The 18084-nt window shown below is 71.2% G+C and carries 12 protein-coding genes; 11 read left to right on the top strand and 1 reads right to left on the bottom strand.

The window, feature by feature from the left end:
• Positions 1–47: 47 nt before the first annotated feature.
• A complete protein-coding gene (locus tag IEY96_RS08390) occupies positions 48–416 on the bottom strand; it encodes a VOC family protein (protein WP_189194204.1) in 369 nt (122 codons plus the stop codon).
• 101 nt (positions 417–517) lie between these two features.
• Between IEY96_RS08390 and IEY96_RS08385 the strand changes: the two genes are divergently transcribed.
• The 11 genes from IEY96_RS08385 to IEY96_RS08335 all read left to right on the top strand — a co-directional run bounded on the left by IEY96_RS08385 (position 518) and on the right by IEY96_RS08335 (position 18041).
• The gene (locus IEY96_RS08385) at positions 518–1765 is read left to right on the top strand and encodes an RNA polymerase sigma factor (protein ID WP_189194203.1); all 1248 of its coding nucleotides are present in this window, start codon (positions 518–520) and stop codon (positions 1763–1765) included.
• A gap of 77 nt (positions 1766–1842) precedes the next feature.
• The gene (locus tag IEY96_RS08380; protein WP_189194202.1) at positions 1843–2493 is read left to right on the top strand and encodes a DUF998 domain-containing protein; all 651 of its coding nucleotides are present in this window, start codon (positions 1843–1845) and stop codon (positions 2491–2493) included.
• A 1-nt stretch (position 2494) separates the two neighbouring features.
• Entirely contained in the window at positions 2495–2866 is a 372-nt protein-coding gene (locus tag IEY96_RS08375; protein WP_189194201.1) for a YciI family protein, read from the top strand.
• Positions 2867–3020: 154 nt separating this feature from the next.
• Positions 3021–4142, top strand: coding sequence for a hypothetical protein (locus tag IEY96_RS08370; protein ID WP_189194200.1), 1122 nt, complete (start codon positions 3021–3023; stop codon positions 4140–4142).
• Between the two features lie 75 nt (positions 4143–4217).
• Positions 4218–5042, top strand: coding sequence for a PPOX class F420-dependent oxidoreductase (locus IEY96_RS08365; protein ID WP_189194199.1), 825 nt, complete (start codon positions 4218–4220; stop codon positions 5040–5042).
• Positions 5043–5093: 51 nt separating this feature from the next.
• Entirely contained in the window at positions 5094–5618 is a 525-nt protein-coding gene (locus IEY96_RS08360) for a PadR family transcriptional regulator (RefSeq protein ID WP_189194198.1), read from the top strand.
• Positions 5615–6286: an ABC transporter ATP-binding protein gene (locus IEY96_RS08355; protein ID WP_189194197.1), complete on the top strand. Its 672-nt coding sequence runs from the start codon at positions 5615–5617 to the stop codon at positions 6284–6286. Before IEY96_RS08360 ends, IEY96_RS08355 begins: the two co-directional genes overlap by 4 nt.
• Positions 6283–8529, top strand: coding sequence for an FtsX-like permease family protein (locus tag IEY96_RS08350; protein WP_189194196.1), 2247 nt, complete (start codon positions 6283–6285; stop codon positions 8527–8529). Before IEY96_RS08355 ends, IEY96_RS08350 begins: the two co-directional genes overlap by 4 nt.
• A 111-nt stretch (positions 8530–8640) precedes the next feature.
• On the top strand, positions 8641–11595 hold the full coding sequence (locus tag IEY96_RS08345) for an ATP-binding protein (RefSeq protein WP_189194195.1): 2955 nt from the start codon (positions 8641–8643) through the stop codon (positions 11593–11595).
• Positions 11596–11675: 80 nt separating this feature from the next.
• Positions 11676–11837, top strand: a complete 162-nt coding sequence (locus IEY96_RS08340) for a hypothetical protein (RefSeq protein WP_189194194.1) — start codon at positions 11676–11678, stop codon at positions 11835–11837.
• 15 nt (positions 11838–11852) lie between these two features.
• Positions 11853–18041, top strand: a complete 6189-nt coding sequence (locus tag IEY96_RS08335) for a S8 family serine peptidase (RefSeq protein ID WP_189194193.1) — start codon at positions 11853–11855, stop codon at positions 18039–18041.
• Positions 18042–18084 lie beyond the last annotated feature (43 nt).

Raw genomic sequence — 18084 nt, 5'->3', positions numbered from 1 at the left:
GGTGTTGCCGCACCGGGTCCCGAGACCGGCCGGGAAGCGTGGGCGCCTCACTCCGGCCGGTGGCAGACCGCCTCGACGTTGTTGCCGTCGGGGTCGCGGACGAACGCCCCGAAGTAGCCCGGGTGGTATTCCGGCCACACCCGCGGCGCGTGCAGCACCTCCGCGCCGGCTGCCACCGCGGCGTCGTGGAACGCCTGCACGGCCGCCCGGTCCGGGGCGATGAAGGCGATGTGCGACTCCAGCGGCCCGCCGGCCTGGGCGGGCGCGGGCACCAGCCAGAAGTCGGGACTGTCGACGCCGTAGCCGATCGGGCCGGGCTCCATGATCCGCCGGCCGCCCAGCGGGGCGAGCACCGCGTCGTAGAAGGCGGCGCTGGCCGGCAGGTCGCGCACCATGATGGAGAAGTGGTCGAGCACATCGCCTCCAGCGATCGTCGATGACCGCGCCAGGCTACGAGCCGCCTACGACACTTCCCCGTCTGCTGGCGAACGTCGGACCGGGCTGCTGTGATGTGCCCATGGGGGAGTCCGACGCGCGGCGCACCGTCGAGGCGGTGTGGCGGATGGAGGCCGGCCGGGTGGTCGCCGGCATCGCGGCGCTGGTCCGCGACGTCGGCCAGGCCGAGGAGCTGGCCCAGGACGCGCTGGTCGCCGCGCTGGAGCAGTGGCCGCGCGACGGCGTGCCGGCCAACCCGGGGGCGTGGCTGACGACCGTCGGCAAGCGCCGGGCCGTCGACATGCTGCGCCGCAGGCAGACCCAGCAGCGTACGCTCGCCGAGCTCGGCCGGGACCTCGACGAGCACGTCACCCCCGATCTCGACGCGGCGCTGGACGAGCACATCGAGGACGACCTGCTGCGGCTGATCTTCGTGGCCTGCCACCCGATCCTGTCGCCGATCGCCCGCGCCGCGCTCACCCTGCGGCTGCTCGGCGGCCTCACCACCGGCGAGATCGCCCGCGCCTTCCTCACCACCGAACCCACCGTCGGCCAGCGGATCACCCGGGCCAAGCAGACCCTCGCCACCGCCAAGATCCCCTTCGAGGTGCCCGGCCCGGCCGAGGCCGCCGAACGCCTCGACTCGGTCCTCGAAGTCGTCTACCTCATCTTCAACGAGGGCTACTCGGCCACCGCCGGCGACGACTGGATGCGCCCCGCACTCAGCCAGGAAGCGCTCCGTCTGGCCCGGCTGCTCCAGGGGCTCATGCCCGACGAACCCGAGGTGCACGGGCTGGCCGCGCTGCTGGAGATCCAGGCGTCGCGTACCCGCGCCCGCACCGGCCCCGACGGCGCGCCGATCCTCCTCAACGACCAGGACCGCAGCCGCTGGGACCAGCTGCTCATCCGGCGCGGCCTGGCCGCCCTCGACAAGGCCCGCACCGACCACCCCGGCCCGTACACCCTCCAGGCCGAGATCGCGGCCTGCCACGCGCGGGCGCGTACCCCGGAAGAGACCGACTGGGCGCGGATCGCGAGCTTCTACGCGGAGCTGGCCCGGCTCGTTCCCTCGCCCGTGGTGGAGCTGAACCGGGCCGTCGCCGTCGCCCAGGCCGACGGGCCCGCCGCCGGCCTCGAACTGGCCCGGGAGCTGGAGTCCGAGCCGGCGCTGGCCGGCTACCACCTGCTGCCCAGCGTGGTCGGCGACCTGCTCTTCAAGCTGGGCCGGCACGCGGAGGCACGGGCCGAGTTCGAGCGGGCGGCGTCGCTCACCGGCAACGCCCGCGAGCGCGCCCTGCTGCTCGATCGCGCCGCCGCGTGCGGCTCGTAAAAAATCTTGAGAACTCATGTCGGATCCGGGTCGCCCCGATCGACGCGTCAGCGAGAACCGATGACGAGGAGATCGAGATGACCAGTACGACGCTCACCCAGGCCGGGACCACACGGGGTGTCTCGACCGCCACCCTGCTCACCGCGGGCGCCGCCGCCGGACCGCTGTTCCTCGGGCTGGGCCTCGCCCAGGCGTTCACCCGGGACGGCTTCGACCTGAGCCGGCAGCCGCTCAGCCTGCTCGCCCTGGGCGAGCACGGCTGGATCCAGATCGCCAACTTCGTCGTCTCCGGGCTGCTGGCTCTCGCCGGGGCGGTCGGCTTCCGGCGGGCGCTGCGCGGCGGACCGGCCGCGACATGGGGGCCGGCGCTGGTGGCGGTGCTCGGCGTCGGGCTGATCGTCGCCGGGGTGCTCCGGGCCGACCCGAGCATGGGCTGGCCGGCCGGCGCGCCGGAGGGCAACCCCGAGACGATGAGCTGGCACTCCTACGGCCACGGGGTCGGGGCGATGCTCTCCTTCGGCTCGCTCACCGTCGCCTGCCTGGTCTTCGCCCGCCGCTTCGGGCGGGCGGGTGCGCTGTCGTCGATCCTCGTCGCGCTGGCGACGGTCGCCGTCATGGCCTGGCCCGACCAGGACAGCATCAGCGTCCGGATGGCGCTCGGCTCGGCCCTGGTCTTCGGCTGGCTCACCGCGGTTTCCCTGCACACGATCACCGAGAGGAAGCACTGAGATGCGATTCATGCTGATGCACAAGCTCGACGAGGCCGTTCCCGGCAACTTCGAGCCGTCGCCGGAGTTCATGAAGCGGATGGGCGCCTACATGGAGGAGGTCTCCAGGGCGGGGATCCTGCTGGCCGCCGAGGGGCTCTGCAAGAGCAGCGAGGAGTCGGCGCGGATCACCGCGACCAAGGGGAAGAAGACCGTCACCGACGGGCCGTTCACCGAGACCAAGGAGCTGATCGCCGGGTTCGGGCTGATCGAGGTCCGGTCGAAGGAGGAGGCGGTCGAGTGGGCGAAGCGGTTCGTCGACGTCTTCACCGAGAGCGGGCTCGACGTCGAGGTCGACGTGCGGCGGGTGAGTGAGGGCCCGCACGAGGGCTGAGCAGAGGCGGCCGGTGCCGGTGTGAACCGGTGCCGGCCGCCGCCGAGACCGGGCGGGAATTGTTGTTCCGTCCGTCAGCAGACGGCCATACCGCTACTGTCGTCCCCATCGTCCTATTTATGCCGGTTCGTCCCGGTCTTGCGAGGGGGAGCACATGCTAGCGGGACAGTACTCCAGCCAGTACCACATGCCCTTCGACCTCGACACCCCGGAAGCGGATCGTCGCAGGGCGGAGGAGGTTGCCGAGGACTACGACCGACGCCGGCGCAGTGCGGCGGAAGTTCGTGACGTGCGGCTGTCGGACATCGTGGAGCGTGGCAATCAGCGCATCCGCGACCTGCTCGGCGAGGAGAACTGGCTGTCGCTGAGGAAGCGAATGCACGGTGAGCGCGTGAGATTCCGCGACCTCCTCCAACCACCCGTCGGCCTGGACGCCGACTACGAGGCCCTCGACGCCCAGCGCAAGGCGAACGTCCAGGCGTACTTCGACAGCCTGGACGTCGACGGCACGCAGCTACGGCGAATCGTCGCGGAGACGAGGGCGGCCGTGCAGGAGCTGCTGCCCCGCACGGAGGCGACCGGCGGATACGCCTCGTGGCTGCACGACGTCCAGGCGCCGACACCGCCGGATCAGGGCGGGGGTCGGGACGATCCGCACGCCTGGACACCGTTCCGTCCGCCGTACCCCGGCTTTCAGCAGGGCTTCGATCCGCACAACCTCGGTGGCTTCCGCGTCGGGCGGGTGCACGCCCTCGACAGGTTCACCGGACTGACCGGTCACGACCTCACGCTCGACAACAACAACGCGGACGACTTCGACAACGGCTGGGCTGTCGTCGACACCCAGATCGGGTTCAACTTCCGGGCACCGGCAACGGGTGCGGTGGAGATCTTCATCGAGGCTCGGTGTGGCCGCGCTCTGCACGAGCTGCGCGTGGTGGACGAGTTCGGCGTCTCGGACTCGTCCACCTCGCAGGAGAACTTCCTGATGATGCATGTCCTGCATCCCAACGTCACCGCACCGTCGTTCGCCTCGATGTCACGCTTCCGGTGGAACACCGACCGCACCGGCGTCATCGTCCGGGAGTTCCTCGCCCAGGGCGGCGCCTTCACGGCGCGACTGTTCAGCAACGGCCCGATCCAGCAGGGCCAGACCGTCCACATCCGCGCCGGCACCCGCAGCAGCGACGGCTCGATCACCAACGACATGGAGATCAACAGCAAGTCGACCATGCGGTGGTCCCTCGGCACGGTGTGGGCCCGGATCGCACCCTGACCACCCTGGGTCACGTGAGGGCGACCTCTCGGCGCCCGGCGGTCACACCGTCGGGCGCCGGGCCGTCTCACCGACATGAGAGCACTCGTACGTGGGACGGCCGCACTGCTCGGCGTGGCCTCGGTGGTCGTCGGACTGTGGGCGCTGGCCCGGGCGGACTCGTTCAGCTCGGCGGTGGACTTCCCGCCGCACGAGCACTTCGTGCACGACGTCGGGGCGTTCCAGCTCGGCATCGGGGCGACCCTGCTACTGGCGCTCATCTGGGCCGATGCCCTGGCGCTCGCCCTGGCCGGCTACGTCGTCGGCGCGGCGGCGCACACCGTGTCGCACGTGGTCGACGCCGACCTCGGCGGCAGCGCGGCCCAGACCTGGCTGGTCGGGCTGTCGGCCCTCCTGGCCCTCGCCGCGCTGGTGGCCCGGCTGCGGCAGCTCGGCTGGGTGGTCGGGTACGTCGACCCCGCCCCGGCCCCCGGGTGGGCGCCGCTGGTGCGGCAGAAGACCGTGGTGCTGACGACGTTCAAGCGGGACGGGACCCCCGTGCCGACGGCCGTGAGCGTCGCGGTGGCGGGGGAGCGGGCGTACGTGCGCAGCTTCGAGAAGGCGTGGAAGACCCGGCGCATCCGCAACAACCCGCACGTGACGCTGGCCCCGTCGACGGCCCTCGGTAAGCCGACCGGGGCGGCGGTGGAGGCGGTGGCGCGGCGGTTGAGCGGGGCGGAGTACCGGGCGGCGAGCCAGGCGCTGGTACGCAAGCATCCGCTGCTGCACGGGGTGCTGGTGCCGCTGACCCACCGGCTGGGCAGGGCCAGGACCGGCCACACCGTCCACTTCGTCCTGACCCCGTCGGCGGCGTCCGGGCAGCCCGCCGTCACCGGCGCCGACAGTGCGAAGGCGCGCTGACATACGCCGAAGATATATACGCGAGGTATACCCTCGGGTTATAGTCGCGTCATGAGCGTTCCCATGACCCTCCTTGGCCTGCTCGAACGGGAGCCCAGCCACGGCTACGACCTCAAGCGCGACTACGACGCCTTCTTCAGCCGGGGAAAGCCGCTGCCCTTCGGCCAGGTCTACTCGACCCTGAGCCGGCTCGCCCGCGACGGCAAGATCGTGATCGGCGAGGTCGAGCCGGGCGAGGGCCCCGAGCGCAAGCGCTACGTCATCACCGAGCAGGGCGCCACCGAGGTCGAGTCGTGGCTGACCGAGCCCGTCGCGGCCGAGCCCAACCTGCAGACGGTCCTGTTCACCAAGGTCGTGCTGGCGCTGATGCTCGGCCGCCCCGCGGAGGACTACCTCGACCGCCAGCGCGCCGCCCACCTGGTGCGGATGAAGGAACTCACCGACATCAAGCGCTCCGGCACCCTGGTCGACGCCATGCTCGCCGACCACGGCCTGTTCCACCTGGAGGCCGACCTGCACTGGATCGACACCACGGCCGCCCGGCTCGACGCCCTCGCGAAGGCGGTGCGGAAGTGAAGGCCGTCGAGGCGCGCGACATCTCGCTGTCCTTCGGCGAGACCCCGGCGCTGCGCGGCGCCAGCGTCCTGGTGGAGCCGGGCGAGATCGTCGCCATCATGGGCCCGAGCGGCTCCGGGAAGACCACCCTGCTGCACTGCCTGGCCGGGATCCTGGTGCCCGACAAGGGCGAGATCCACTACGACGGCCGCCGGATCGACACCCTCAGCGAGACCCGGCGCAGCGTCCTGCGCCGCGACGAGTTCGGGTTCGTGTTCCAGTTCGGGCAGCTCGTGCCGGAGCTGACCGCCGAGGAGAACGTCGCGCTGCCGCTGCTGCTGCGCGGCCTCAAGCGGGCCGCCGCGCTGAAGGAGGCGCGGCCCTGGTTCGAGCGGCTCGGCCTGGGCGGGCTGGAGCGGCGCCGGTCCGGTGAGCTCTCCGGCGGGCAGGCGCAGCGCGTCGCGCTGGCCCGCGGCCTGGTCGCCCGGCCCGGGGCGCTGTTCGCCGACGAGCCGACCGGGGCCCTCGATTCGCTGACCGGCGAGCAGGTCATGGACCTGCTGGTCTCCTCGGCCCGCGAGCAGGGCACCACCGTCGTGCTGGTCACCCACGAGGCCCGGGTCGCCGCGTACGCCGACCGGCAGGTCATCGTGCGCGACGGCAAGGTGAACGCGCTGGTGCACTCATGATCCGGTTCGCGGTCCGGCTGTCCCTGGCCGGCGGGCGCGAGGCCGCCACCCGGCTCGCCGTCATCGCCACCGCCGTGGCGCTCGGCGTCGGCATGCTGCTCGCCACGCTCGCCGGCATGAACGCGGTCAACGCGCAGAACCAGCGATACGCCTGGCTGAACACCGCCGTCGCGCCGGCCGCCGCCGACCCGTCGGTCGACCCGCTGTGGTGGCTGATCCGGGAGGACTACTTCCACGGCGACTCGATCGGCCGGGTCGAGGTCGCGGCGACCGGCCCGGACTCGCCCGTCCCGCCGGGCATCCCGCGTCTGCCCGGACCCGGCGAGTACTACGTCTCGCCCGCCCTCGGCGAGTTGCTGCACACCACCCCAGCCGCGCAACTCGGCGACCGGTTCCCCGGCCACCAGGTCGGCACCATCGGACCGGTGGCGCTGCCGTCCCCCGACTCGCTGCTGATCGTCATCGGCCGGACGCCCGGCGACCTGGAGCACCTGGGGGCGCGCAAGGCCACGCAGATCATGACCACCTCGCCGAGCGTCTGCTCCCGCGGCTGCTACGTCGGCATCAACCACGACGGCATGGCCCTCGTGCTCTCCATCGTCGCGGTCGCGCTGCTCTTCCCGGTGCTCATCTTCATCGGCACCGCCACCCGGCTGGCCGCGACCCGCCGGGAGCAGCGCTTCGCCGCCATGCGGCTGATCGGCGCCACGCCCCGGCAGATCTCCGTCATCTCCGCCGTCGAATCCGTGCTCGCGGCCGCGGTGGGCACGGCCGTCGGGTTCGGCCTGTTCCTCGCGCTCCGCCCGGGGCTCGCCGCGATCCCGTTCACCGGCGAGCGCTTCTTCACCGCCGACCTGTCGCTGACCGTCGTTGACGTCCTGGCGGTCGCGCTCGGCATCCCGCTCGGCGCCGTCGTGGCCTCCTGGCTGGCGCTGCGCCGCGTGCAGATCTCCCCGCTGGGCGTCGCGCGCCGGGTCACCCCGAAACCGCCGCGCGCCTGGCGGCTGATCCCGCTGGTCGCCGGGCTCGTCGAGCTGACGTACTTCATCGGCCGGCGTCCCCCCACCACCAACGGCCAGCTCACCGCGTACCTCTCGGGGTTTCTCCTGATCCTGACCGGGCTGCTGCTGGCCGGGCCGTGGCTGACCATGCTCGGCGCCCGCCTGCTGGCCGGACGGGCCAGCCGGCCGGCCACCCTCATCGCCGGGCGACGCCTCGCGGACAATCCCCGGGCGGCATTCCGGGCGGTCAGCGGGCTGATCGTGGCGCTCTTCGTGACCAGCGTCGCCACCGGCATCATCACCACCTACGTCGCGAACCGGGGCGAGCCGCGCACCGACTCGGTGGCCGCCACCTCCCTGTCGACGTCGTTCCCGGCCGAGGACGGCCCCGCACCGACCGCCGACCAGATCCCGGCCGGGCTCGCGACGATCCCGGGGGTCCGCAGCGTGACCCTGGTCCGCGCCAATCCCGTCGACACACCACCCCCGCTCGAGGTGAACGGGACAGAGTCGCCCGCGTATCGATGGTGGTGGCCGGGCGTCATCACCTGCGCCGAACTGGACCGCCTGGCGGAGTTCGGCACCTGCCCCGCCGGCGCGCAGGTCGCGACCGTGGCCGACGACCTCATCGGCGAGCGCGCGTGGGACCTGACCAACGACCGCTACGTCTGGGCCGACGCCCACATGGACCCGGCGCAGGTCGACCGGCAACCGATCCGGTCGGTGGTCGTCAACACCGCCAACCGCGCCGCGTTCGAGCAGGCCCGCACCATGCTGATCAACGCGTTCCCGGCGGTGCGCTTCCCGTCCAGCACCGCCGAGTGGGAGTCGGACTCCGCCCGGCTGATGGTGCAGTTCCAGCAGCTGGCCAACGTGGTCATGCTGGCCAGCCTGCCGATCGCCGGGTGCAGCCTGGCGGTGAGCGTGGCCGGCGGGCTGACCGACCGGAAGCGGCCGTTCAGCATGCTGCGGCTCAGCGGCGTGCAGCTCCGAACGCTGCGGCGGGTGGTGGCGCTGGAGACGGTGGTGCCGCTGCTGGCCGTCGCCGCGGTGGCGACCGGGATGGGCTTCCTGGCGGCGCATCTGTTCCTGCGGGCGCAACTGGGCTACACGCTGCTGGCGCCGGACGGCTCGTTCTACCTCATGGCCGTCGGCGGGCTGGCGGCGTCGCTGGGGATCGTCGCCTCGACGCTGCCGCTGCTGCGCCGGATCACCGGCCCGGAGACCGCCCGGAACGAGTGAGTTCGGTCGGGGAGGGCCGGGCGAGGCAGCCCGGCCCTCCGCTTCCCGCAGTACGTGGATCGCGCCGCGATGGTACTTGTGCCCGAGCAGCGAAAAGAGAGATCATCACGCATGCTCGACCCCTCGCCGGAGGACGAACGGACGTCACCGACGGTTTCCACGCCGCATTTCGTGGGTCGTGATCGGGAGATGACGGCGCTTCGGGGCGCCCTGGCCCGGCCACCGGCGATCGTGCTGGTGGAGGGCGAGGCGGGGATCGGGAAGAGCCGACTGCTGCGGGAGTGGTTGGCCGCGCCGGACCAGCACACCGCTTTGGTCTCGGTGTGCCCACCGCTTCGCGAGTCGCTGACGTTGGGGCCGATCGTCGACGCGTTCCGTGGGATCGACCGCCCGGTATCGCGATTGCGGCTCAGCGAGCTTGCGGGTGCCTTACGGCCCCTGTTCCCTGAATGGTCCTCGGACCTGCCGCCCGCACTGCCGCCCTTGGACGATGCGAAGGCGGCACGGCATCGCCTGTTCCGCGCCCTGGACGAGCTGCTGCGGGCTCTGCGTGTCGACGTTCTCGTGCTCGAGGACGCTCACTGGGCCGACGAGGTGACCTTGGAGTTCCTGCTGTTCGTCACCTCCCGACAGCAGTCGGACGGGCCAAGCCTGGTGATCTCCTATCGGCCGGAGGAGGTGGACGTCGGGTCGCTGTTGCTGCGGCTGACGTCCCGGTTGCCCGCTGGCGTGACCCAGCTGAGGATCGCCCTGGCGCCGATGCGACCCGACGACACGGCAGCGCTGGTGTCCTCGATGCTGGACGGCAACCCGGTGTCGCAGGAGTTCGCGACGTTCATGCACGAGCGGACCGGTGGCGTTCCGCTGGCGCTGGAGGAGTCGGTTCGCCTCATGTGCGACCGTGCCGACCTCGTCTTTCGCGACGGGCAGTGGGTCCGGCTGAAGCTGCGCGAGCTGCAGGTGCCGCCAACGGTGCGCGACTCCACCCGGGAGCGGGTGGGCCGTCTGTCGCCGACGGCGCAGCAGGTGCTGCGTGCCGCGGCCACGTTGGCTGAACGGTCGTCGCTGGCCACGATCGCGATGACCGCCGGTCTGTCACCAACTGCGTGTCGAGGCGCTGTCGCGGAGGCTGCCGACGCCGGCGTCCTGGACGGAGACGACCGCGGCCGGTGGCGATTCCGGCACGTGCTGGCCGCCACGGCTGTCTACGAAACGATCCCGTTGACCGACCGCAGACACTTCCACCTGCTGGCCGGCCGTGCCTTGGAGGACATCCATCCGCCGCCTGTGGCACGCCTTGCCCATCACTTCCGTGAGGCGGGCGAGACGCGGTCCTGGGCGCGGTACGCCGAGCAGGTTGCCGAGCTGGCCATGGCCTCGGGTGACCACACCAAGGCGGTCGACGTGCTGGTCGATCTGTTGTCGTGGGCCGTGCTGCCGCCGGCGGACCGGGCACGAGTCGCGCGCATCGCCGGAGTAGCCGCACTGGGCCGGCGTGAACCGGTCGATGAGGTCTACCACCGCGTGATCCGTACCTTGCGCTCGGTGCTGGAGACCCCCGATCTGTCCGCCCGCCAGCAGGCCGAGATCCGCAACCCCCTGGGTCGGCTGCTGATCACCGGGGGTGAGGCGCAGGCCGCACTCGGCGAGCTGGAGCAGGCGGTGGCCAACCTCGACCATGACCCGGTCGAGGCGGCTCGGGCGATGACCTATCTGGGATGGGCCTATGCGGGGCCATGGCCGGCGTCGACCCACCGCCGTTGGCTGGATCGCGCCGCCGAGCTCGCCGCCGAATTCGATTCCCCCGCGGAGCGGCTGAACCTGGCCGGCAACCGAGCCGCGGCGCTGCTCATGCTCGGCGAGGAGGAGGCCTGGGACGTCGTCGCCGGCCTGCCCACCGACGGCGCGAGCTCGGCGGAGCGTCTCGACGTGGCCCGCATCCACGCGAATGTCGGGACCGGCGCACTGATCTGGGGTCGGTACGCCGACGCGGAGAAGCACCTCGCCGTGGCCATGCGCCTTGCCGAGGCCGAGCAGGCGTCCCGGTTGCAGCACAACGTCCGACTCGAAGAGGCCAACCTGGCGTGGCTGACCGGCCGATGGGAGGGTCTCGCGGAGCGAAGCGCGGCACTCGCCGATGCCGACCGGGACCGGCCGGCGCACTACCTCGGCAGCATTCGCCTCGCGGCCCGGCTGGCAGCCGCAGCAGGACGGCGGCGCGCCGCGGAGGAGCAGTTCCGGCTGGTCCTCGAGGAGTCCGCCCGTCTCGGCGCGGCCGACGACACGATGGAGGCCGCCGCTGCGCTGGCCAGACTGTGGTTGACGGACGGAAGCAGCGCCCGAGCGCTGCAGGTCACGAACGAGCCGATGGACACCGTCCGGAGAAAGGGCATCTGGGTCTGGGCGACGGACCTCGTCCCCGCCCGGATCGAGGCGCACCTCGCCGCGGGCGACCTGAAGGCCGCGACACGCCTGGGCGACCAGTTCGCCAGAGGACTGCGCGGCCGGACGGCGCCTGCGCCTCGCGCCGCGCTCACCGTATGCCGCGCCCTGCTGCTCGCCACAGCCGGAGACCACGCCCGCACGGCGACGGCATACGAGCGGGCGGCGCGCGCCTGGAGCGCGTTGCCGCGCCCCTACGACGCCATGCTCGCCCGCGAGCGTCAAGCCGAGGCGCTCATCGCGCACGGCCAGATCGAGCAAGGTCGAGAGCTGCTGGCCGCACAGTACGAGCAGCTGTTCCGGCTCGGAGCCCGCGGCGATGCGGACCGTGTCGCACAGCGGCTTCGCGAACACGGCGCCGAGGTCCCGCGACTGTGGCGCGGCGGCCGACGAGGGTACGGGGACCAGCTCTCACCTCGGGAGCTCGACGTGGTCCAACTGGTCGTCGCCGGCAAGACGAACCGGGAGATCAGCCGGGTCCTGGCCAAGTCGCCGGCCACGGTGGATCAACAGCTACGTGCGGCGATGCGCAAGCTGAAGGTGAGCTCCCGGACCGCGCTCGCGGTCAAGGCGGTGGAGGCCGGAGTGTTCGCAGAAGAGGACTCCCTCGGCGACGCGTCGTGAAAATTGACGTATCCGCTGGATAGCGAGCGGTCACTCGTCCGCCGAGCATGACTGCATGATCCATAGCCGTAGGCCAATGCATGCCTGAGCTACCCGTCGCGCGTGACGACACCGCCGGCCAGCACCAGCCACCTCTCGAGCTGTCGCGCGAGCCGCGCGTCAGCGCCCGCGACGCCTCCGACGCCCACGACGCCGACGGTGCCGACGACCACGAGAGCCACGACCCCTACCAACCCCTGTAGGCAGAAGGACTTTGCATGAGACTCAAAGCCCTCGCGGCTTCGCTGGCCGCAGCGGTCGGCCTGAGCATGATTCAGCCGTTACCGGCGTCCGCCGCTGAGCCCGATCCCGGCGCGGCCGCCAACAAGATCGCGCCGAACCTGAAGGATCGCTTCCGCACGCAGCCGGCTTCCGACTTCTGGATTACGTTCGACACCAAGGCCGATCTCGCCCCCGCCAAGAAGATCGCGAACTGGACCGCCCGCGGTCAGTTCGTCTACGACGCGCTGCAAGCGGCAGCGAAGAGCTCCGCGGCGTCCGTCGCCGCCGAGCTCGACGCGGCGGGCGTGAAGTACACGTCCTACCCGCTCGTCAACGCCGTGCTCGTCAAGGGCGGCACGCAGAAGCTCGCGCTCGACGTCGCCTCGGTCGGGCAGGTCGCCGAGATCCACGCGACGCCGCAGGTCGCGCTGGTCGAGCCCGTCGATGCGAAGGTCCCCGCCGACCAGGCTGCCCGCCCTGCCGCCCCGAAGGCCGCCGCCGCGGAAGGCACCACCACGTGGGGTCTGGACGCCATCCACGCCCCCGAGGCGTGGGCCATGGGCGCCACCGGTGCGGGCATCACCGTGTCCAACCTCGACTCGGGCGTCCAGTTCGACCACCCCGCCCTGATGCACCAGTACCGCGGCACGAAGCCCGACGGCACCATCGACCACAACTACAACTGGATGGCCACCCGGGGCACGTGCACCGGCGCACCGTGCGACGACAACGGACACGGCACGCACACCATGGGCACCATGGTCGGCGACGACGGCACCAACCACGTCGGCGTCGCCCCGGACGCGCAGTGGATCGCGACGAACGGCTGCTGCGACAACAGCGGCGTCGAGTCGCTGCTCAAGTCCGGCTGGTGGCTGCTCGCCCCGACCGACGTCAACGGGAACAACCCTGACCCGTCCAAGCGCCCCCACGTCATCAACAACTCGTGGGGCCAGACCGTCGAGCACAACTTCGACGACTTCTTCCAGGCCATCGACGAGGCCTGGAGCGCCGCGGGCATCTTCAGCGTCTGGTCATCGGGCAACACCACGCCGTACGCGGCCTGCGACACCGTCTCCTCGCCCGGCTCCGCCGAGAGCGCCTACTCCGTCGGCGCGTACGACTCGGACGGCACGCTCGCGTCGTTCTCCCGCAAGGGTGAGGGCGAGGGTGGCCGGATCAAGCCCGAGATCTCCGCTCCGGGCGTCGCCGTCCGTTCGTCCTACCCGAACAACAGTTACGTCGAGATGGCCGGTACGTCGATGGCGGCTCCCCACGTCGCCGGCGCCGTCGCCGACCTGTGGAGCTACGACCCGACCCTCATCGGGCAGGTCGAGCAGACCCGCCGCCTGCTCGCCGACTCGGCCGTCGACGTCGACGACACCGAGTGCGGCGGCACCGCCGACGTCAACAACAAGTACGGCGAAGGCCGGCTCGACCTCGTCCGCCTGCTCGAGCTCGCGCCCCGGCAGGGCGGCACCCTCACCGGTGTCGTCACCGCCGACGGCGCCCCGGTACCCGCCGCCGACGTGACGATCAGCGGACCGTTCAGCCGGTCCATCGGCACCGACAAGGACGGCCGGTTCAAGATCAACCTCCCGGTCGGCTACTACCAGATCAGCACCAAGGTCTTCGGCTACCTGACCGCGACCGCCAACGTCACGATCTCCCTCGGCCAGGACACCTCCGTCACGCTGCCGCTCACGGCCGCCGCGCGCCACGACATCAGCGGCAGGGTCGTCGACGACAAGAAGCAGCCGGTACCGAACGCCGACGTCTCCGTCAAGGACACGCCGCTGAAGCCGGTACGTACGGACGCCAACGGCGCGTTCACGATCGCCGGTGTGCCGGAGGGCCAGTACGGGCTCGCCGTCACGCCCAACGCCTGCCTCTCGCCGACGTCCCTCCCGCTGACCGTCGGCACCGAGAACACGTCGCTGGAGATCCCGGTCGGGCACGTCGTCGACGAGGGCGGCTACAGCTGCGCCGTCTCCGAAGGCGAGTACCTGCGCGGCACCGAGCCGGTCGCGTTCACCAGCGGCGTGTGGGCGACGGTGAAGCTGCCGTTCCCGATCGCGCTCTACAACGGCAGCCACGACACCCTCGGTGTCAGCCTGCGCGGCGTCATCACCCCGGACGAGGGCACCGGACCCGGCAGCGGCGGTGCGGGCGTCTTCCCGTTCTACGTCCAGACCCCCGTCGAGTTCGCCCCCGGCGGGGGTGTCTTCACGGCGGCCACCAAGGTCGACGGCGAGGACGCGTTCGTCGTCGAGTTCCGTAACGCCAAGATCTGGGCCTACCCGATCCGGTCGGAGTACACGGAGCCGGTCAACTTCTCGGCCACGCTCACCCGCTCGGGCAAGGTGATCTTCGGGTACGGCGACGGCATCGGCACCGACGACCCGGTGACCGGCGGCGCCAAGACCATCACCGGCATCCAGGGCTGGGCCGGCGTCGACGGCATCCGGTTCTCCGACAGCGCCCCGGTGCTCCACGACGGGGAGATCGTCACCTACGACCTTCCCGACTGGGGCTACCTCGACGCGACCGTCGTCGACAAGAACGACGGGCTGCCGGTGTCCGGGGCCAAGGTCTCGTTCACCGACAAGGACGGCCTCGTCGAGAGCGTCACGACCAACGCGACGGGCATCGTGCACCGGCAGCTGCCGGTCGCCGACTACACGATGACGGTCGAGGCGCCGAACTACGTGACGGGGTCGTACGACTTCACCCTCGACAAGCTCTACGCGAAGGCGACGGTCGACGCGCGCCTCACCACGGGCGTCGCCGGCCTGAAGGCCGACGGCCTCGACGCCGTGATGGGCACCGACCAGAACGGTGTGGGCTCGCTGACGCTGACCAACACCGGTTCCGCCCCGCTCACGTACGACCTGGGCGAGGCCGCGCGCCACCCCGAGCTCGACGCCGCCGGCGCCACGACGCGTACCGGGACGGGTGCGCACAGCACGATCGACCTCACCGCCTGGAAGGCCGGTGCGAGCGGCATGAAGCCGTCGAACGCCGACGGCAAGGCGGCGACGGCGAGCACGGCGGAAGCACAGGCGGCCGCCAAGGTCGGCCCGACCTCCGGCGGGGATGTCATCACCCGGATCCCCATCCCAGGCACGATCGCGGAGAAGGAGCCCACCGGCATCGGGTACGACGGTGACGTCTGGGTCCACGACTACATGGCGCGGACCAACACCGCTTACACGGTGTCGGGCAAGCCGACCGGCAAGGTCTTCGACGCGTCGTGGAACCCCGCGTACCGGGCGTTCGACATGGCGCTCGACACCAGGACCGGTGACATGTGCCAGATGGAGGACAGCCCGGCCAGCTACATCCACTGCTTCGACCGGGAGACCGGGAAGGAGACCCGGCAGATCAAGGGTGACTGGTCCACGCTGCAGCTGACCGGCCTCGCCTACAACCCGGCGGAGGACGTGTTCTACGTCGGCGGCCGGGCGAACGGCATGATCGGCACCGTCGCCGGGACGTCGCACGACAACGCGGGTGCGCTGCTGTCGTTCTGCGCGCCGCCGCTGCCCGAGGTGATGGGCCTGGCCTACAACCAGGCGTCCGACACCATCTGGTACACCGACCTCACCTTCAACAGGCCCACCCGGCTGCTGCAGGTCGACCCCGACGACTGCTCGCTGGTCAACGCGTGGTGGTTCCCGGGCCAGAAGGCGACCCAGGGCGGCGGCCTCGAGACCGACTCGACCGGGGCGCTGTGGGCGGCGGACCAGGTCGCCGATGACGTCGTGCTGGTCGACGTCGAGGACGACCTGCTCACCGACCTGCCGTGGCTGTCGCTGTCCTCGACCGGCGGCACCCTCGCCCCGGGTCAGTCGACGACCGTCAAGGTCTCGATCTCCTCGAAGGACGCCAAGCCCGGCGTCCTCGGCGCGAACATCGTGGTGCGGTCCGACTCCGGACGGCAGTCCAAGACGTACGTGCCGGTGACGCTCACGACCACGAAGTACCAGGTGGGCGTCAACGCCGGCGGCTCGAAGTTCACCGACGGCTCCGGCTACACCTGGTCCGGGGACCAGGCCGCCGGCAAGGAGGCGTGGGGCTACGAGGGGAAGACGAAGGTCGCCTCCACCCAGTCCGGGATCGAACGTACGACGGACGACGCCCTGTTCCAGTCGCAGCGCACCACGCCGGACAAGCAGTTGTTCTACCGCTTCCCCGACGCGCCCAAGGGCACCTACGCGATCGACCTCGGGTTCGCCGAGATCGAGAACGCGGCCAAGGGCAAGCGGGTGTTCGACGTCCTCGTGGACGGAACGCTGACGGACTACGCGTACGACGCGGCCGCGGCCGTGGGGCCGAACGCCGCCGACTGGCGCACCGCCGTCGTGAAGCACGAGGGTGGTCCGCTGACCGTGGAGCTGCGGGGCTCGAAGGGCCTGAAGGCCCCGAGCATCGCCGCGCTGCGTGTGACGCTCGACCCGCGGGCAGACACGGCGGAGCCGGAGCCCCAGCCCGAGCAGCCGGAGCCGGGCCCCGTGCCGGTGGCCCCCGCCGGTCGCTCGTACTCGATGAAGGTGACCGACGGGCTCTACCGCCAGGGCACGGAGGAGTCCGGGTGGCACGGCGATGACGTCTGCGGCGTGCTGTGGTTCGACTCCAGCTTCCTGTTCCCGTTCTACGACACGGCCTGGGACGGCGTGTGCGTGACGACGAACGGCCAGCTGATCTTCGACCAGGCCAGCGCCGTGGGAGGCAATACGGAGCTGCCGTCGCCGTACGCGTTCGACGCGATCTATCCGCTCTGGGACGACCTGGTCGTCGACGACGAGGCGGGCATCTACTTCGGCAGGACCGAGGTGGACGGCCTGGCCGCTGAGGTCATCGAGTGGCGCAACGCCACCTTCTACAGCGACCAGACGGCTCGCGTGAGCTTCTCGGTCACCCTGATCGCCGACGGCCGCATCCAGATCGGGTACGGCGACGGCGTCGGCGGCGACAACCCCCTCACCCGGGGGTCGTCGGCGACGGTCGGTGTGGAGAGCCTGACGCACAACCCTGCGGGCCAGTACTCCTTCAACCAGCCCATCCTGAAGGCCGGCCTGGGGCTGGAGTACACCCTCCCGGCCGCGGGCACGATCGAGGGCACGGTCACCGACAAGAACGACGGCAAGCCGATCGAGGGCGCGATCGTCACGCTCAAGGGGCCGAACGGTGAGCGGGTCATCACGGCCGACGCGAAGGGCCGGTGGAAGGCCCAGGCGCTGGTCGGCGAGAACACCGTGCAGGTCGAGTCGCCGAACTACGTCACCGCCAGCCACCCCGTGACCATCGCCAAGAAGGATCAGGCCGAGGTGGTCGACACGGCGTTGACCACGGGCATCGCCACCGTCACCGGAGGTGACCTCGACTGGCTTCTCGACAAGGGCCAGAAGGCGACGGCCGACGTGACCGTGACCAACACCGGCTCCGCCCCGCTCGAGGTGCGGCTCAGCGAGCAGAAGCGCACCAGCGACGGTGGGCACGAGGCCGCCGACCTTCCATGGCTGACCCTCACGGGCGCGGCCGCAACCGGCACGGTGAAGCTCGCGGTCGGTGAGTCGACCACGGTCACGGCGACGGCCGACAACGCCGGCGTCGCGCCCGGCGTGCTCGTCGGGGACGTGCTCGTGGCGTCGAACGCCGGCAAGGGCGAGGCCCAGCTCAAGCCGGTCCGCCTGGCGACCTCGGCCTACTGGCAGGGCGTCGACGTGGGCGGATCCGGGTACGTCGGCACCGACGGCTTCGTCTGGTCGCCCGACCAGGAGCTCGGCTCGTGGCCGTGGGGCTACGTCGGCGGCAAGGCCCGTACCACCAGAGCCGACATCGCCGGCACCGAGGACGACGCGCTGTTCCGCACCCAGCGGACCGGCGAGACGTTCAGCTACGTGTTCAAGAACGCCCCCGCCGGGACGTACCGGGTCGGCCTCGACTTCGCGGAGATCGAGAACGTCAAGGCCGGCAAGCGTGCCTTCGATGTTCTGGCCGACGGCAAGGTCGTGCTCTACGACCACGACGTCCAGGCGAAGGTGGGTGCGCTGACCGCGGACATGAACTCGGTCACCGTCGAGCATGCCGGTGGCGATCTGAAGATCGAGCTTCGCGGCGAAAAGAGCGAGAGCGATCCGATCCTCAACGCCCTGAAGGTCCAGGAGGACCCGCGCCTGTGAGATAGCCGAACCGGTCCGCCAGCAGTGGTCAGAGCCTCCTCGG

Source organism: Micromonospora fulviviridis (assembly GCF_014648395.1).
GTDB lineage: Bacteria > Actinomycetota > Actinomycetes > Mycobacteriales > Micromonosporaceae > Micromonospora > Micromonospora fulviviridis.
Note: the sequence above shows the minus strand (reverse complement) of the source record. Positions and strands in the feature narration are given on the sequence as shown.